Source organism: Paenibacillus sp. FSL R5-0713 (assembly GCF_037973325.1).
In the GTDB taxonomy this organism is placed as follows: Bacteria; Bacillota; Bacilli; order Paenibacillales; family Paenibacillaceae; genus Paenibacillus.
In genome coordinates, this window is the sequence record NZ_CP150229.1 from 6,161,317 (window position 1) to 6,179,621 (window position 18,305).

Annotated in this window: 11 protein-coding genes; 3 read left to right on the forward strand and 8 right to left on the reverse strand. The window is 47.7% G+C overall.

Going from position 1 to position 18,305, the window contains the following annotated elements:
- Positions 1-66: 66 nt before the first annotated feature.
- Together MKZ12_RS27495 and MKZ12_RS27500 are read right to left on the reverse strand one after the other, a co-directional pair.
- Positions 67-3,459 carry a cellobiose phosphorylase gene (locus MKZ12_RS27495; protein WP_339257737.1) on the reverse strand — a complete coding sequence of 1,131 codons (3,393 nt, stop codon included), beginning with the start codon at positions 3,457-3,459 and terminating at the stop codon, positions 67-69.
- Positions 3,460-3,621: 162 nt separating this feature from the next.
- Complete coding sequence (locus tag MKZ12_RS27500) at positions 3,622-4,611, reverse strand: LacI family DNA-binding transcriptional regulator (protein ID WP_339257738.1); 990 nt, start codon at positions 4,609-4,611, stop codon at positions 3,622-3,624.
- A gap of 542 nt (positions 4,612-5,153) precedes the next feature.
- Between MKZ12_RS27500 and MKZ12_RS27505 the strand changes: the two genes are divergently transcribed.
- From MKZ12_RS27505 to MKZ12_RS27515, 3 genes are all read left to right on the forward strand, one after another.
- Positions 5,154-6,800: an ABC transporter substrate-binding protein gene (locus MKZ12_RS27505; protein WP_339238312.1), complete on the forward strand. Its 1,647-nt coding sequence runs from the start codon at positions 5,154-5,156 to the stop codon at positions 6,798-6,800.
- Positions 6,801-6,910: 110 nt separating this feature from the next.
- Positions 6,911-7,939, forward strand: coding sequence for an ABC transporter substrate-binding protein (locus MKZ12_RS27510; RefSeq protein WP_339257739.1), 1,029 nt, complete (start codon positions 6,911-6,913; stop codon positions 7,937-7,939).
- A gap of 79 nt (positions 7,940-8,018) precedes the next feature.
- A complete protein-coding gene (locus MKZ12_RS27515; RefSeq protein WP_339257740.1) occupies positions 8,019-9,731 on the forward strand; it encodes an ABC transporter ATP-binding protein in 1,713 nt (570 codons plus the stop codon).
- Between the two features lie 90 nt (positions 9,732-9,821).
- On the opposite strand, the gene MKZ12_RS27520 is transcribed toward MKZ12_RS27515, so the two are convergent.
- The 6 genes from MKZ12_RS27520 to MKZ12_RS27545 all read right to left on the reverse strand — a co-directional run bounded on the left by MKZ12_RS27520 (position 9,822) and on the right by MKZ12_RS27545 (position 18,266).
- A complete protein-coding gene (locus tag MKZ12_RS27520) occupies positions 9,822-11,402 on the reverse strand; it encodes a hypothetical protein (RefSeq protein WP_339257741.1) in 1,581 nt (526 codons plus the stop codon).
- Between the two features lie 200 nt (positions 11,403-11,602).
- Positions 11,603-12,892 (reverse strand): extracellular solute-binding protein, encoded by a 1,290-nt coding sequence (locus MKZ12_RS27525; RefSeq protein WP_339257742.1) that lies wholly within the window; start codon positions 12,890-12,892, stop codon positions 11,603-11,605.
- Positions 12,889-14,646, reverse strand: coding sequence for a sensor histidine kinase (locus MKZ12_RS27530; protein ID WP_339257743.1), 1,758 nt, complete (start codon positions 14,644-14,646; stop codon positions 12,889-12,891). Before MKZ12_RS27530 ends, MKZ12_RS27525 begins: the two co-directional genes overlap by 4 nt.
- Positions 14,647-14,738: 92 nt before the next feature.
- Complete coding sequence (locus MKZ12_RS27535; protein WP_339257744.1) at positions 14,739-16,388, reverse strand: ABC transporter substrate-binding protein; 1,650 nt, start codon at positions 16,386-16,388, stop codon at positions 14,739-14,741.
- 27 nt (positions 16,389-16,415) lie between these two features.
- Positions 16,416-17,285 (reverse strand): carbohydrate ABC transporter permease, encoded by an 870-nt coding sequence (locus tag MKZ12_RS27540; protein WP_105600198.1) that lies wholly within the window; start codon positions 17,283-17,285, stop codon positions 16,416-16,418.
- 15 nt (positions 17,286-17,300) lie between these two features.
- Positions 17,301-18,266, reverse strand: a complete 966-nt coding sequence (locus MKZ12_RS27545; RefSeq protein WP_339238325.1) for an ABC transporter permease subunit — start codon at positions 18,264-18,266, stop codon at positions 17,301-17,303.
- Positions 18,267-18,305: the final 39 nt, after the last annotated feature.

Genomic DNA, 18,305 nt, shown 5'->3' on the forward strand with positions numbered 1-18,305 from the left:
TATACCAAAAAGGCCATCCCGCCTTCAAGAAAGGAGGATGACCTTGGTGTGCATCATGCTACGAAATTACATATAAATATCAACAACCGTACGTTCAGTTGCACTGCGTGCCTGTCTGAACTCATCCAGTGAGATGCTTACCCCACCCTGACGGTAACGGTTCGCTGTACGCTCGGTGCGAATGTCCTTGCCGTTCACCGCTACACGGCTCACAGCACCTTCGTTCAAGTGATAGATGAACGTTACCGGCTCACCTGCATACTCGAATTCGAATTGCATGCCGTTCAGCTCAGCTGGCAATACCGGGTCAATGACCAGATCGCCGCCCTCTTGACGAATGCCAAGCGCATTGGAGATCAGCTGGTTCATGTAGATTCCAGGGCCGCTGGAGTAGATTCTCCATCCGCCTTTCACCTGTACAGTCCCTTTACGAAGCTGGTCAAAATGCTCCTGTGCCTCGTAACGCGTATTGAACTTGCCGTCGGAACTACTGAAGTACGAGTTCGCTTGACGAATCTCCGCGTTAGGCACAACCTCTCCGATGCCAACCGGGTTGATCATCGCAAGGCCATTCCACACCTGATCTGTCTTGCCGAGCTTCGCCATCGCTTCCACGTAACGGATATGGGCGTGTACATATTGCAAACCAATCTCACGTCCGAAGTTGGATGCTTGCTCTGCACGTTTGAAGTGTGTGCTTACACCGCCAGCATATTGAGCTGGACGATTCATCAGACGCACGCCATCCGGGCACAGGAACTGTTCACGGATCAATGCGTAATGTGATTCTGCTTGCTCCGCATTCAACAATTCACCGATCATGCTGCGCGTCATTGGCAACAGGCGATATTGAATGCCTGTCTCTGTGTCCGTTGGATGAAGCATCAGCTTCGCTTGGTCGGCTTCTTCCATGTAGACAAAGCCTGGAATCACATCTGTGCCCAGCATGTAACGGTTAAAGTCCTCACGAATGCCTTGTGCGAGTACGTCAAGCTCCTTCGCAAAGTCTGCATCCTTGAATTTCAGCGCTTGCGAGAGCACATTCACGGACTGATACGTCAATGCCACCGTCCAACTGCTCACCATGTATTGCTTGAGCTGTGCATTGGCTGGTTGGAGCGTATCATCCCAATCGCCATCTCCGTAGGAAGACAGGAATGTGTCGTGCAGGAAGTGCGAACGGATATATTCGATCTCTTTTTTCGCGTGATCCAGTACCGTTGCCGTCTCTTCCGTGAACCCGAAGCTATGCTTAACGGTATAAGGTACTTTCTCATCCAGAATCGCATAATCGCGAGTCGCTGTCAGGTAATCCGCCAGCACTTTCAGCGGCCATACGATGATGTCACCATGACTTTCTTCCTGTTGAATCGCAAAGTATTTATCAAACATGAACCATTGCGGCCAGTTGCCATCATCTTCATATTGGTGGGTATAGACCATTTTGATGATATCGCGAACTTGCTCATATTTTTGCGTTGCCATAAAGTATTCCACCGGACCTTGGCACACATCCCGTGTACCCCAAGCCGCACCGCCGTATTGCTCCAAACCGTGAGGTACGGAGTAGTGAACCAGCATGTTGTGAGTGTACCACCAAGCCAGCGCATTCACTTTGAACAGATCCTCTGCACTTTGACCTTCTCCACGGGACAAACGGAACCCGTTCATCACACCTGCGAAGAACTCGCGATATGCCTGCACTTCCTCTTCAAACGTCAGACTCGAACCTGCTGCCGCGCCGCTATCCGCTTGGCCTTCCAATACCCCTTGTACCTTCAGCGTCCATTCAGTACTCGCTTCCAGACTAAGTGTAACCAGCGATGCGGAACCACTGCGGATACCACTTGCCAGCAACGTCTCGTCACCTACATTGACAGCTGCGCCGTCCACCGACATGCGGTATTGAAGGTCTGGATACGTTCCTGCACTAATCGCTTGTGGATCAGCCTTGAAGATCAAAGTATCGCCATCCTGCGTCATATGCAGCGGATACTCGTATTCATTGACATTCATCGTAATTTGGTTCGTTACCAGGTAACGGTATGCCGTACCACTTGTGGAGCGCACGTTCATGCTTACTTCCGTCGTATGTGCACCTGTGTAATTGGTCACGATGATCGTATCGGATTCGGTTTTGTAGATCCAGCGTGCATAGTTGAAGCCAATCTCGAACAGGGATGGCATTGTCAGCAGGCGATATTGTCCGTCCATTTCCACATAGATGCGTTGTCCAGCCGTCTTCGGCACGTTCAAGGCATTGCGGGCATTACTGATCATTTTATTAAAATTGGTGTTACCAATAACGAGCTGTGAGTTGAAAATACCGTACATATACGATGTCGTTGTAATAACCTGTGCCCCAAGTTGCACGTTGCCACCACTCATCAGAATGTGACCGTGCGGACGCTCTACAAGCAATTCTTTTGCTTTCAGTACGATGTGCTCATAGCTGTCTGTGAAGAAGGATAACAGTTCCTCACCACTATGCTCTTCCTGATGACGATCAGGGAACAGATCATGAATCTCATCTTGCGTCAGATCAAGCGTTACCAGAGGTTCACCCAGGAAGGAGGACAGTTTCACCTGTTCCAACACGTCGCCATTTTCCACAGTCAGAGCCTGTACTTCATTCCAAGCTGCTGTAACTTCATCTCCGAATTCCAGTGCAGAGATTCCTTCAGCATGATTAGGCTTCGCCAGTCCATAGAAGACCACTTGAGCCTCTCCGTTCAGATTCAGCAGTTCCGATTGCAATGCGGTATAGGCAAACTCATACTGATACGTCTCATTCGCCAAGGTTGGGCGATTCAAGCTCTCTGGTTGATTCGTTTCCTTGTACGACAGACCGAAGAATTGGAATCCATCTGTGGAATAACCGATTGCTTTCGTCAGGGAACCTTGTTGCATATACGGAAATGCACCGCCCTGAGGCTGGTTTTGACGGGAACACACCACATAACCTTTTGCTTCATCTTGGAACACCGTATGGTCAATGTATTGTGACAGATAAGCTTCATTGCTGCGTACCGCCCCTGGATCAGCAAGACCCACATCCTGTCCATACACCACGTCTACGTTCTGTTGTTGTCCTGTGAGCTTCACATCCCAGAACCAAACACCTTGTGGTGTAGCCGTAAATACGACCTGATAACCAATGCCTTGTTCATTACCTTCCAGCTGGACTGTGCCCTCCCAGATCAACTGGTTGCTTGATTGTGCCTTGCTTGTAATCACCTTGCTGTTCGAACGTACACCGAGCAACGGGAACGAGCTGATGTTCTCTCCCTCGTGTACACGCAGGTACAGGTTGTTCAGAGATCCATCAATCTGGTTGCTGAGCAACTGGTTCAACATTGTTGTACCAGATGTAGCCTGGTATAGGTCGCCACTGTTCAAAAAGGTAAAGGATAACTCCCCGGCATTCAACCGGATCGGTTCATTAATCATCGTTGTCATAGGGTTCACTCCTTGAATTAGTATAAAATCGAAACGTTTCGATAAATCTGAAAAAGAATAGGGGCCTCTTCAAACCGGCCTTTTACAGCCCGTCCGGACGATAACCCCATCATTGAACTTTCACTTCAGCATGCAGGCATTTCCTTGGTTGTCAGACTCGGCCTAAACCGAACTTACAGAGCTGCGCTCGATCAGATTAATCGTTAACGTATATGAAGGGTCAACCGCTTCGCCATTGAGCATCTGGAATAACAGATGTCCGGCGAGCGACCCGGCTTCATGCTTCGGCTGGCGTATCGTTGTCAGCGGTGGACGAACATATTCCGACAACTGAATATCATCAAAACCGATCACGGAAATGTCATCCGGCACCGATATACCACGCTCTTCCAAGGCTTTCAGGCCGCCAATGGCCATCTCATCGTTACCGTAAAATACCGCTGAGGGAAGATCGCCCTGCATCATCATCATCTTGGTTGCACTGTATCCACCCTCACGCACAAAGTTGCCATTCAGACGCCATTTGGACTTTTCTTCAAGTCCCGCTTCCCGCATCGCTCGCAGATACCCTTGGTAACGGAGTGCGTTGTCATACGAGTTGGATGGGCCACTGATATAAGCAATCTTCTGATGTCCAGACTGGATCAGATGGTGCGTGGCAAGATAACCGCCTTGCTCTCCATCCACCAGCACGTTGACCAAATGGTCACTCGACAGTTGACGATCCATCACAATGATCGGAAAGCGCTGTCCGGCAGATTCCACCAGAATATCATCATGGATGTTATGCGCCAGGATGATGGCTCCGTCTACTCTTTTTTCACGCAAAAATCTCACTGCCGTTGAATCCCGTCCACCCATGGAGCTGCACGCAATCAAGTCATACCCATTCGTGAGGGCTACATCCTGTACACTACGGATCAACTCCGAGTAATACGGGCCCGACAGATCGGTCAGGATCAAAGCGATCGTGTTCGTCCGGCTCCGCTTCAGGTCCATGGCAAAGCCGTTCTTGCGGTAATTCAGTTCTCGTGCTGCCTCAAGCACCTTAGCCTTGGTCTTGGCACTAACCTTGCTATCCCCGCTCAGCGCATAGGAAGCAGTCGAGAGTGCTACACCTGCCAGCTTTGCCACATCCTTAATCGTTGCCATTCCACGTTCGCTCCTTCTAAACTAGAACAAATTCTAAGGTTATCTACATTTTATACGATACATGGTTGGAACAACCACTTCATCCTGTATTATCGTTTATTAATCTTTATACATATCATAGCTATGGATGTCAATCGAAACGTTTCGAGGTGTTCTCAAAAAAAATCCTTGTCTCCATCCTTACGGCACCATGGTTGAATGTGTCCCGTTCCAGTCCGTACCATTGTCCACACCATTCGTGATGGTTATGACACGTCTTTCAATCTGACGCGCTCTGGACAGTTTATGCCTAACGCAATGAAACTGGCAGTAAACGCCAGATTGAAACGTTTCGACATTTTCATTATAGTCGGTGTTGATAGCGATTTCAACCACTTTGTCCATTTTTCACAGAAAAAGTTGAATTGTCCAATCTGTCCATCCACGTCACTTCATTTATAGTATATACTGCATAATAGTCGAGATCCGAGAATTACGCCAGTATACAAAGGGCATGAATCGAATTATGCCCCTGCTGACATATGTAAGGAGACAGTTATCTAATGAATATTTCCAAGCCCACGTATCATCAAAAATCGCTGTCCCGCTCCATTTCCTTGCAGAAGATTCAGTCTGTACCGGTTGCCCTGTTCAAGCTGTGTCATCTGGTGCAGCTTCACGACCGCGAGGCATTCTCCCGCATAGATGAAATGTGGAACACACTTCATGTACTATACGTTGTTACCGCTGGTCAGGCCAGGATAATTAGTGCAGAGGGAAAACTCACATTAAATGCAGGATCCGCAGTCGTTCGGCAAGCCGGAAACCTGCTTCAGCACGAGAACAAGCGCGGCTCTCTGTCGCCCATACAGGGCATTGCGATTGCATTTGATTCCACTGAAAATGATCATCTGTCCTGGCCTTTCGGGTTACCAGCCCCCATTGTGAGCCGCAATCTCGCTGACAAGGCAGTAGAACTGGTCCAAGCCTGTTCGAAAGGTCAGGATTCCAGTCCTTTCAGGCCACATATGTTGTTCTATGAGTTACTGGACATCTTGCAAGATCATGTCACCCACTCTGCTCCTGAAGATCACTCCTGGCTCGATAACGTGCTCAGACATATCCATCAGATGTATACACATTCGCTGACCCGCGAACAATTGGCACGAGATGCCAATGTGAGTCCCGAGCATTTCTCGAGGGAGTTCAAGAAACATACTGGTCTTACTTTTGTTGAATATGTGACTCGTCTCAGAATCAGGATGGCCCAAGAGCATCTGTTGATCGCGAATCCTACGCTACAGGAAATTGCACAATTGACAGGCTACAGGGACACGTTCTATCTAAGCCGAAAATTCAAACAGATGGTTGGCTCAGCACCAACTCACTATCGGAAAATGCCCAAGAAGATTGTATCGTTGACTTACAACTATACAGCCTCACTTCTGGCACTGGGCCACACTCCTCACATGGGAGCGGTAGCAAGCTGGATGGAAGATAAATGTGGTGAACCTGGTCATGAGGGTCATGAAACATTTGAGCAGCATTCCGAATATGAGCTGGTTAAACATCCAGAGCTGATTGCAAATGCTCATCCTGATGTCATTATCGGATATGCACCACATCCCGGTTCAGATGAACTACGTGTAATCGCCCCAACCATTCTGATGCCCTTTGAGGAACTCGATTGGCAGGAGCAGCTTCTTCATCTGGGACGAGTTACCGGGCTTGAATCCAATGCACGGGGGTTATTAGATCGTTATCATCAACTTGAGCAAGAAGCCAATCATACGTTGGATCAATGGATGGAAGGAACACGCGGGTCCGCCGTTTGCATATTTATGATCGGAGAGGACGGCGCTTATATCTATGGTCATGGCTGGGGCAGAGCTTCACATGTGCTGTATCAATCCCTTGGTTTCACCCCACCCTCACAGATGGTGCAGGATGGGCAGTTACTGACAGGGTACGTTCATGTTCCGTTATCCGAGATTCACTTGTATGCAGCAGATCACATGTTTGTTGCCTACCCTGAGGAACCCTCCGAGCGAGAAAAGCTGGATAACCTGCTGAATCAGGAATTCTGGGGTACCCTCTCCGCCGTTCGGGAAGGACGTGTATACGAGATCGATGCCGACACGTTCTACGGATTTGATCCTTTGTCCGTTATGAAGCAATTGCAGCATATCATGCATCACCTAACATCATAATTGTCCATGCGATAGTGATCATAGTTGTCCATGTACAAAACTCACGTCTTCCTCTATGTTATTAATGAGAATAATAATCATTATTGATTATACATAGGGGGAACAAGAATATGTTTGCTGCAAAAAAACGATTTTCCGGCTTGCTGCTTATGCTTGCCATCATTATGATTCTGGCTGCCTGTAGCAGCGGAACGGGCTCCACTGCCACCGAACAGACATCGGCAACGGGAGCTGAAACGACAACGGCCTCTTCGGAGACGAACACAGACACGTCGTCCGGTTCGGACAATTCGAATGCTACGCGAGTCTACAAGTCATTAAGTGGGGATGTTGAAATTCCGGCTGAACCGAAACGAATCGTGACCGATATGTACGTAAGTGATCTGCTCGCGCTGGGCGTGAAGCCCGTTGGTGCTGTTCAATATTATTTGGAAAACCCGTTCTATGCGGATCAGGTGGAGGGCATTGAAAGTATCGGTGATCGGGCAGCGGTATCGATGGAGAAGGTCATTGCCATGAACCCGGATCTGATCATTACCTACTCTGACCAAGCCAGTGAAATTGAGAGTTATCAAAAGATCGCACCTACCGTAGTAATTCCTTATGGTACATTCACCAATGTACATGACGAAATTCGGGGATTCGGAGAGCTGATGAACAAATCCGAAGCAGCCGAAGCTTGGCTGAAAACGTACGACGAACGGATTGAAGCCGCTCGTGCCAAGGTGAAAACCGTCATCAAACCGGAGGAAACCTTCTCCATCCTTGAAGTATCTGACAAGAGTTATTATGGATATGGAGATAATTTTGGTCGAGGCGGACAAGCGGTCTACAGTGCTTTGCAACTTGCCCCACTCGAAATCACCAAAAAAGAACTGATGGGTGACACCCAATGGAAAGAGATTTCGCGTGAAGTTGTTGGTGATTATGCAGGGGATCATATCTTCTTGACCGTCGGAGAGAACAATAAAAATTATCAAGGCGACTCCATCTGGCAATCCCTGCCGGCTGTGAAAAACAATCAGGTGTACGAATTGCTGGAAGACCGTTACTGGTACTTCGACCCGATTGCAATTCAAGGTCAGGCTGAAGAATTCGCCGATATGATCGTAGAACGTGCGGAGCAAAATCGCAAATAACATAAGCATGAATACAGGTGTCCGGACAGGCTGATTTAGCCTGCTCGGGCATTTGTGTCATATCAAGGAGGACTTACATATGCTTCGCCGTTTCATGTCTTATTATCGTCCTTACAAAAGGCTCTTTATATTAGACTTCTCCTGTGCCATCGCCGCCGCGCTGCTCGAGCTGGCCTTTCCACTTGCCGTTAACCGGGTAGTCGATCAACTGCTTCCGGCTGGCAATTGGTCCATGATCTTGGCGGCATGTGCCTTTTTGCTCGGCATCTACCTGCTCAGTTCCTTTTTCCATTATGCCGTCACCTATTGGGGCCATAAGCTCGGTATTAACATCGAATCCGATATGCGTAGAGAACTGTTCACACGTGTACAGAAGCAGTCCTTCCGCTTCTTCGACAACAATAAGACCGGGCATCTGGTCTCCCGTATGACCAACGATCTGATGGATATTGGTGAGATCGCGCATCACGGACCTGAGGACTTATTCATTGCCTTCATGACACTCGCCGGGGCTTTCGGTATTATGCTGGGGATCAACTGGCAGCTCGCTGTGATGACGTTTATCATTGTGCCGCTGATGATCTACCTGTCACTGTATTTCAGTCGCAAAATGTCCAAAGCATTCAAACGCATGTTTGCAGATATCGCCGATTATAATGCACGGGTAGAGAACAATGTGAGCGGCATCCGTGTGGTTCAGGCTTTTGCCAATGAAAAGCATGAAGTAGGCCGTTTCGTTGAGAACAACGAACGTTTCCGACTGACAAAACTAATCACCTACCGCATTATGGCCTGGAACTCTTCACTTAGCTTCATTCTGATGAAATTTGTATCCCTGTTTGTACTGGTATGTGGAACCTGGTTTGTCATCCAAGGAAGTATGACTTACGGGGAGTTCATCGCTTTTGTAATGTTATCCAATGTATTCCTTGGACCAATCGAGAAGATTAACTCCGTCATTGAGACGTATCCCAAAGGCATCGCCGGTTTCAGACGTTATCTGGAGCTGCTTGAGGCCGTACCGGATGTAGAAGATACACCACAGGCACAACCGATTTCGGATGTGAAAGGCGATATTGCCTTCCATAACGTCACCTTTTCTTATGGAGAGCATAAACCTACGCTGTCTGAGGTCAACCTTAATGTTCAGGCAGGCCAGACAGTTGCTCTGGTTGGACCTTCAGGAGGGGGCAAAACGACGCTATGCAGTCTGATCCCACGTTTCTACGATGTGGATGCTGGACATATCTCCATTGATGGCATTCCCGTGAAGGACATGACGCTGGAATCACTGCGCTCCCATATCGGGATTGTGCAGCAGGATATTTTCCTGTTTGACGGAACGATTCGTGAAAATATTGCATACGGCAAGCTGAATGCTTCCGATGACGAAATCTGGCAAGCCATTCGCCGGGCCCAACTGGAAGAACTGGTACAATCCCAGCCAGATGGACTGGACACCATGATTGGTGAACGTGGCGTAAAACTCTCCGGCGGACAGAAGCAACGTCTATCCATCGCAAGAATGATCCTGAAGAACCCGCCTATCCTCATTCTGGATGAAGCCACCTCCGCACTTGATACCGAGACGGAAGCCGCCATTCAACTGGCCTTGTCCGAGCTGGCTCAGGGACGTACAACTTTGGTGATTGCCCATCGACTAGCAACTATTAGACATGCGGATCGCATCGTGGTAGTGGAGAACGGCAGCGTTGCTGAACAAGGTAGTCATGAAGAGCTGCTCGCACGTAAAGGCTCGTACAGCCGACTGCATCAAGCCCAGTTTGGTTAAGTAGCATGCCCTAACAATAGCAACCATCGAAAAAACCAAATACGGAGTAAAACAACCTTCCCTCTGCAAACGAGGTGAAGGTTGTTTTATTCATTTCAGATATCCTTTGGATTTCCAGAATCGCTTCGCAAATGATTCAGCAGCGTACGGTGGCTCCCCATTCAGTAGATCCTCATTCGCTTGAATGAGCACTTTGCGTCCACGTTCCAGCAATTGAACGGCATGCAGTAACTGAGAGCCGCCAATATAATGAATTTCAAGCAACAACGGTTCTTCTTCCTCATCCTCGTTATTCTGAGCCGAGTATTCGATCAACACACTTTCCGAGCCGTCTGCATGTTGGTGCAGAGTATAATAGTATTTCTCCACCTGCGTCTCCCCTTGAGCATCCACATACTCTCTTCCAATACGTAGCATGGCTGGCTGGGGAACACCATTAGACATCTGACCTGCTTGTCGAAATGCAAAATACAACTCTCCAATCCACAGTCCGTGCCGATCATCATCATAATAATCGTCATATGGCTCCACGACAGGCAGTGCTAATAAATCATGGATCAGTTGGTGCGAAATTAAGGAACGGGCATACTGAACATTCGATACAGACTGCAACAAGGTATTCCATCCTTGCTCGTTTAACTGCTGAATATCAGCAGGTGAGTTCTCCGAGAATACATTCCATTCCGAATTCTCATTGTGCAGATAACGATATGCCCCTGAGATCATCCAGACAGGTTTACCCTGCTGTACGATATGTTTATCAGGAGAGTTGGAACCTTGATCTGATGGCTCCATCTTAAGCAACAATGCACAATTGTGGTCATCCTGAAAATACAGACTGCGGAAATACCCCTCCGTATGCTCATCTCCATAGACCGATACTCGGCAAAATTGCTCGTCCAACCAAAATTCATAGCTGTTCAGTAACTCATCCTCCTCTCTTACAGGCAACAAAGATGGATGAGTAAGACGCTCTATGTTCTCAGCGGTAATCCGATGATCTTCGAACCAATCCGGCACATCTGGCTCTGATTGTTCAGCATGAATGTACTTTCGGTTGATTACAGGTTGTCCTTGCTGCAGCCTCCTTAACATTTCTTCTCGCCAAGGAAACGGCTCTGTATCTTCATCAATCACACATTCAGGAACCAATAACGTCAACATGTCAGAGCCCCGCCATGGTCCGAGATCCTCCCATTCTTCTAGCTGACGCTTCACATTACGCTGTCCTTGAACCTGAATCTTATATTGCTCGGTACTTACCAGCAATCCACCTTCTACATTCCCTCTCACTGTCAATTCTCCATGGTTATAATCCCCCCAGAACATATCCTCCACATAGAGATTACCTGTAATATATATTTCCTGCCCACCCACGATCATATAGGGCGTTATGAGATTCCCAAGTACAACCAGATTGGAACTGGCCGCGTCGGAACTTGTATTTCCAATATAACGATCCACTGTCAGATTTCCGTCAACCAAGATCAAGAAAGGTCCTTCATCCAACAACAGTTCACTGATATGAAGATCGCCAGAATGTAACCATACTTCCTCGGCTTCAAATTCACCGTTGTGCGCTTCATTCTGAGTGTACATCCAACTTTTCTGAGGCAATTTCGTATGTATATCTGCAAAAGACACCTTGTGACCTATCTGATGTATGGACATATCCTGACACTCCTCATCCATTAGTATATGGATAGAATCTATCTAATCTACAGATAGGACCACTACCCATTTTTATTATACTAGAGGAAATATACACCATACCATAACAAAAACCCTCATCCGAGTAGGATGAAGGTTGAGCTTGTGAACGACAACAGCTCCAAGCCTATTAAATACATATATGATCTAGTCCATTTTTATCACTTTCCACCCAGAATTGCGTTTGCCCGCTCACGGAAAATTTTCGCCGCCTGCTCAGGTGTAATTTTGCCAAACAACAGCAGATCATACAACTCCCGCAGCACCGCAGTGACCTCGGGTGCACCTACAGGATCAGGCGGGTCCATCTGGCTACTGTGATCGGCAACCCAATCAATATAATCAAACACCTGCGCCAGCTCTGGTTCAACCACCAGCTTCATCCGCTCTTTAACACGGGATGAGACAGGCACACCCCGCTCTCCTTTCAGCAACAGATTGGCATCCAAATCATTTACGAAGAAGCTGATGAACTTGGCCGCCTCCTCCTTATGTCTGGAATTGCCCGCGATGGAGAAAAACATGCCTGGCTTCAAAAACAACCCATCCTGGCTGTTTGGCCCAGGCATCGGGGATATCGTTAAGGGTTTGCCATAACGCTGAGTGGTGCTGATAAATTGGTTGGAATACCCCCAGCTAAACAAAGCCTCTCCCAGATAAAACGGGTCGTTGTCGGGTTGGCCAATGTCGGATGTCCAGATATCCGGTGCAAAAATAAGTTTCTTCTCCGCGAGCTGCTGCATCCTGCCAAAGTAATCAATAAACAATCCATCATCCTCATAACCCAACCTCTTGCCATCCTCGGCGTATAGCTTGGAACCATACTGTCTCAAGTAATACGCAAAAAACTGTTCCGGCGTGAAATAAGTTCCCAGATAAATGCCTTTCCCCAGCAATTGCTCGCCCATACGGTCAAAATCCGCCCATGTCCACGTATCCGTCGGCAATTCAATATCATTGGCCTTCAACACTTCCGGATCATAGATACTGAGCATGGCGTTAACCCCCAAACTGAGACCATAGGTTTTGCCATTCAGGCTACCACTCTCCAGCTGTTCCTTCTCAATATCTGTCGTGTCAATCAGTCCGTTCTGCATGTACGGCGTTATATCCTCCAACAGTTGCAACGAGCTGTACTGGGACAGATAGGAGATGTCCATCTGGATAATGTCGGGCAACGCATTGCCTGCTGCATGTGGGGCAAGTTTTCTCCAGTACTCGTTGAAGCTGCTATATTCGTATTCAATGTTTACATGTGGGTTCAACTTCTCATACAGATCGATAACGGCGATTGTTGCATTGTTGCGAAACTCCCCACCCCACCAAGCGATTCGCAGCGTTATCGGCTCTTCGTCAACGATCATGCCTGGCCTTTGATCCAGTTGGCTCACGCAGCCAGGAAGATTCAGCAGAAGACAGATCATGCCTATGGATCGCAATAATCTTCTCATGGCCTATCCTCCTTACCTGGTGATGGGGGTGGCAGCAGCACCGTTACTCTCGTTCCAAGCCCTGGCCTGCTCTCCAGCAGAACATCATATTCTTCGCCAAAAGCCAGACGTACCCGCTCCCTGATATTCAGCAAACCAATACCTGTTCCTCTGGTCTTCACTTCACCACGCAGCACTTGTTCCACATATTCGGGTTCCATACCGGGACCGTGATCCTCCACGATCAGGGCCAGCTTGCCACCTGAAATCTCGGCACACACTCGAATCAGACATGATCCAACCTGTGGTTCCAATCCGTATTGAATGGCATTCTCCAGTAATGGCTGTAGGGTTAACTTGGGAATGGCACATTCCAGATAAGGAGCGGGCACATCCAAGCGAAAATCCAGCCGCTGCCGGAAACGGTAGGTCTGAATGGTGATATAATGGCTGACGATCTCCAGCTCTTCGGCAAGGGTGATGATATTTTGCCTGAAGCTGATGGAGGAGCGTAGTAAATACCCGAGTGACAGCACCATACTGGAGATTTGCTCCTGCCTGTTCTTTTTGGCGAGCCAATGGATTGAATCCAGCGCATTATACAGAAAGTGTGGATTGATCTGCGCCTGAAGCGCCTTAAACTCCGTTTCTTTAATGACCAGCTGGCTTGCATAATTTTCTTTGATCAATGTATTGATATGTGTAATCATCATTCGATACGTACGCTGTAATAACCCCAATTCATCCATGTGCTGGTGTGTTGGAATGGACAGATTGGCATCCATATTCTCCAGATCCCCATACTGAACCTCCTTCATCTGACTGATGAGCTGCCTGATCGGCCTTGTCAGACTGCGTGCGAACACCATACCAAGCGCGAGGACAACCAGAATGGCGATAAGATATACGACAATCAGACTATTTTTCAACCATATGATACGTTCAAAAATCTCATCATAAGAGGCCATATTATAATAAACCCAGCCGGTATAGGCGGATTTTTTCTGGGAAAGGAATATCTCCCTCCCATCCAGATTTTTGACCTCATATCCTCCACTGCCTGGAAGAGGATTCAGTCCTGCGGAAACCGCATCTGGAAGCTGGCGATAAGGATAGACCACCTCAGTGCCTGCTTTTAAAATAATGTCACTGTCCCGGCTGTCCATGCCCGCATACTCTTCAACGAGTCGCTCAATATTAATACGCAGAAACAGTATGCCTACCGGTTCCAGGGTCATCGGTTCGTAGGCTCGCACCTGACGCACCATAACCAGCATCGGGTCATCGTCATCCGGGTACAGCCAGCGTACTGCACCATTAGCCTGCTCCGCCGCCTCAATCATCCGATCATATTTTTCAGGGGATACGGTTAGTGTTTCGCCATATTTATTCACTCTTCCTCTGGAATCAATCAGATGAACGGACTGCACATATCGTGCAGCCCCACTAATATGCTCCCATAGCCGATCTGTGATCTTCTTCCGTTCAATAAAGCTTGAATATGCGCTATCATCATCCAGCAAAGACTTCAAGGCCCTTTGAATCTGTGTATCAGAGATCATGTTCAGTGATAACGCTTCCAACTTTTGAAGTTCAACATCCACTGTAGACGAGGAAAGGTTCAGAAGACGAGACGACTTATCAAACAGCTGTTTGTCATACACCGAATACGTATAGTACAAGGAACCAAACGCCAGGATGATGATAAACGCCATCATGACCATGATCATCAGAAACATTTTCATTTTGATGCTGAGTTTGCGGTAGGCTGTCATGACCAAAGCGCTCCTTTGAACCACGTGATACTACTAGGTATATCACATACAGGAAGGTTTTCCCAAAGTTTTAGCGCTCGATGTCTCACGGTTTATTTGGACTGATATCGGTCATAAGCCGCCTGATGAACCTCAATCGCCCGCTCAATGTCCATGCTCTTGATGGTGTCGGTCATCTTGTCAAATTCAGTGATTGGTTTCTGTCCGCTAATGATGGCTGTCATCGTCTCATTCAAATACGTATTCACCTGGCTCATGATGGACGTACTTGTGGTTACCTCTTCTGTGGACAAGCGAATTGGTGGGAGTGTTAAGGCCGAGCTTGCTTTCATCCATTCCGCATTCGCTGCACGCTGTCCGTCGTCAAATAATAAGGCATCCAGGTAACGGCTATCCTGATTGATTGGACCGTCCATAATGGACAAAGCATAGGAAGCCAATGCCTGATCATACGTCAGACCGTTTGCATTATCAATGATGGTATCTGTGAATTTCACACCGTCTCCGTCCCGAACATAACTGTCATTCTCGATACCAAAGTTGAATAGATCACTACCCTCTTCGCTATAGTTGTAGTCCATCCACTGCACAATATATTTCAATTTATCTTCGTCTGCAGAAGCCGTAATAGCCTCACCATAACTTAGGACCTTATTCTCCAGATTAAAGGTAGCATACGAAGTTCCATCCGCAGATACGGGCCACGGTACACCGGTTAGGTTAAAGTTCGGATCGGTATCTCTCATCAGATTAAAGTATTTCCCCATACCACTGAATACACCGCCCTGATATGCGCCTGCCAGATTGCTGGTGACCTTATAGTCGAACGCTTTGCCGTCATTGGTCATGATCTCGGGATCAATCAGCCCTTCCTTGTACCACTTGGCCATGGTCTCCAGGAAATCACGGTAGCCCGGCTGAATTGGTCCGAACTCCACCTTGTCTCCATTCAACTGGAAGCCACCAATGACACCAAAAGCCGCCGCAAAATCATGGAGCTTGGTCAGGTTGCCCGGTCCCCAGTTTCCGGTGAATGGCAGTTCATCTGGCTTGCCATTGCCGTTAGGGTCCTGTTCCTTGAATGCCTTGAGTACCGTATACCACTCATCGATGTTGGTAGGTACCTTGAGATTCAGTTTATCGAGCCAGTCCTGGCGCATAATCAAACCGGAAGTGGCATTCAGTTTCAACGCATCCAGCTTCAGCAGTGGGAACATATAGATCGTTCCATCGTCGAGTGCAATCTGCTTCTTCACATCCGGATCGGATTCAATGATCCGCTTCAAGTTCGGTGCATAACTGTCGATCAATTCATTCAATCGGATGATCCGGCCGTCCTTGATCATTTTTTCCGGTCCGCCAACCGCATCGGCCCAGTTATAATATATAACGTCCGGCAGCTCTTTTGTGGAGATCAACAGATTGAATTGGTCACGCTGTTGTCCAAGCGGAGGATGTGTGAACTTCACTTGGATGCCCGTCAACTTCTCTTTTTCCTTGTAAGCGGCCATATCGCCAAAGTTGTTCAAGGAAGCCGTTAGTTTGGCGTCATTGGCGCGCCAGTAGTCAATGGTAAATGGCTCACTTGTAATCGGCAGCGGTATCTCGGTCAACGCCTGAACCGCAGGTTCTGTTCCTTCTGCTGGCTCTGCGTTACCTGGTTCATTATCCCCCGTACAGCCCGCCAGCAAAGACATGGTAAGTAATGATGACAACAGGATGGACCCCATTCTTTTTTTCACGTAATTCGCCTCCATAGGATACATTTTTTATTGTTTCACAGCACCGATTAAAGCGCCCTGAACAAAATAACGTTGGATGAACGGATATACCAGCATAATCGGCAGTGTGGAGATAATAATGGTCGCATATTTGATGTTCTCCCCAATGGCGAAGCCGGTATCGGCGCCAGCACCCATGGCCTCCGTACTGCTGCTGATCAGAATATCACGCATAATAATCTGAATCGGATATAACTCCTGACTGCGTAGATAGAGCATTGGCCCGACGTAATCATTCCAATGGTCAACTGCATAATACAGCATCATGACCGCCAGGATTGGTTTTGACAAAGGCAGTACGATTCGGAACAAAATCAGAAAGTCATTGGCACCATCAAGCTTCGCCGATTCGATCAGACTGATCGGAATGCCCTCAAAGTTTGTTTTCATAATAAGGAAATAGAATGTGCTGATGGCACCCGGAATAATAAGCGCAAAACGGGTATCCACCATGCCCAGATTCTGAATCAGCAGAAAAGTTGGAATCATACCCCCGCCAAAAAACATCGTGAACGTAATTAATTTCATCAACGTTTTTCTGCCCATCAGATCACTGCGTGATAACCCGTAGGCTGCCAGCGAAGTCATGAGCAGATTGATGGCTGTACCCACCACAACATAGAACAAGGTGTTCATATATCCCGTATAGATGCGAGTATCCTGAAATACCGACTTGTACGCTCCCAGCTGGAAACCTTCAGGAATGAGCATCAATGACCGGGAACGCAGCATCTGATCCGGATCACTGATGGAAGAATTGAACACGTACAGCATCGGGTAAAAGCATAAAATCATGATGACCAAGAGCAGCAGTGTATTGAATACATCAAAAACTCGTTCCCCTATAGACTGTTTCATCGCTTCACCTTCCAATTACCAGAGACTGGTTGAGTTAAGCTTTCTGCTGATCGCATTTGCGATGATGAGCAGCGCGAAATTAATGACACCGTTGAATAGCCCGATGGCGGTTGAATACGTATAGTTCCCCTCCAAAATTCCGGATCGATAAACAAAGGTGGAGATGACATCGGATGTCTCATAGGTCGGTGCCGTTTGCATCAGCAATATTTTCTGAAAATCAGCATTCATGACCGCCCCCATGCGCAGAATTAACATGATCACAATCGTTGGCATGATGCCCGGCAGTGTAATATGTAACAGCTGTCTCCAGCGGCCTGCACCGTCAATTTTGGAAGCCTCATACAACTGTGGATCAATGCCACTAAGTGCTGCCAAAAAGATAATTGAGGCCCATCCTGCCCCCTGCCATATGTTGGACAGAATGTACATCGGACGGAACATATCCTTCTCCGCCAGGAACATGATTGGCTGCAGATCGAAAAAGTCACGAATGACATTAAACAATCCGCCATCCAACGATGAGAACGTTTTCAACATTCCAACCACGACCACAACCGAGATGAAATGTGGCATGTAACTGATCGTCTGTACCGTGCTTCTGAACCACTTTTTCCGTACTTCATTCAGTAACAGGGCCAGGATGATTGGAGCCGGAAAACCAAACACAATGCTGTAAAAACTCAGAATCAGTGTGTTCTTAATCAGTCGCCAGAAATAATAACTTTCGAAAAACATGGTGAAATTGTCAAAACCGACCCATTCGCCTGCCAAAATTCCTTTGATCGGGCTGTAGGATTCCTGAAATGCCATCAGCAGTCCGTACATCGGCCCATAACTGAAAATCAGATAATAGGCTACAACTGGAACGAGCATCAGATATACGTATCTGTTGCGTACAAGCTCCTTTTTCACCGAACTCCATTTGCCAGCTGGCTTCAAACGCCCAGGTTCAATCCCCCGGCTTCGATTCAGCTCCATCCACTCAACCTCCACTCTCGATGTTCATACATTCACTTG

What these genes read in the sequence shown, in the direction of transcription:
- MKZ12_RS27520 (WP_339257741.1), bottom strand. Translation starts at nt 11,402, where the DNA reads ATGTCCATACATCAGATAGGTCACAAGGTGTCTTTTGCAGATATACAT.
- MKZ12_RS27505 (WP_339238312.1), top strand. Translation starts at nt 5,154, where the DNA reads ATGAATATTTCCAAGCCCACGTATCATCAAAAATCGCTGTCCCGCTCC.
- MKZ12_RS27495 (WP_339257737.1), bottom strand. Translation starts at nt 3,459, where the DNA reads ATGACAACGATGATTAATGAACCGATCCGGTTGAATGCCGGGGAGTTA.
- MKZ12_RS27510 (WP_339257739.1), top strand. Translation starts at nt 6,911, where the DNA reads ATGTTTGCTGCAAAAAAACGATTTTCCGGCTTGCTGCTTATGCTTGCC.
- MKZ12_RS27540 (WP_105600198.1), bottom strand. Translation starts at nt 17,285, where the DNA reads ATGAAACAGTCTATAGGGGAACGAGTTTTTGATGTATTCAATACACTG.
- MKZ12_RS27530 (WP_339257743.1), bottom strand. Translation starts at nt 14,646, where the DNA reads ATGACAGCCTACCGCAAACTCAGCATCAAAATGAAAATGTTTCTGATG.
- MKZ12_RS27515 (WP_339257740.1), top strand. Translation starts at nt 8,019, where the DNA reads ATGCTTCGCCGTTTCATGTCTTATTATCGTCCTTACAAAAGGCTCTTT.
- MKZ12_RS27525 (WP_339257742.1), bottom strand. Translation starts at nt 12,892, where the DNA reads ATGAGAAGATTATTGCGATCCATAGGCATGATCTGTCTTCTGCTGAAT.
- MKZ12_RS27545 (WP_339238325.1), bottom strand. Translation starts at nt 18,266, where the DNA reads ATGGAGCTGAATCGAAGCCGGGGGATTGAACCTGGGCGTTTGAAGCCA.
- MKZ12_RS27500 (WP_339257738.1), bottom strand. Translation starts at nt 4,611, where the DNA reads ATGGCAACGATTAAGGATGTGGCAAAGCTGGCAGGTGTAGCACTCTCG.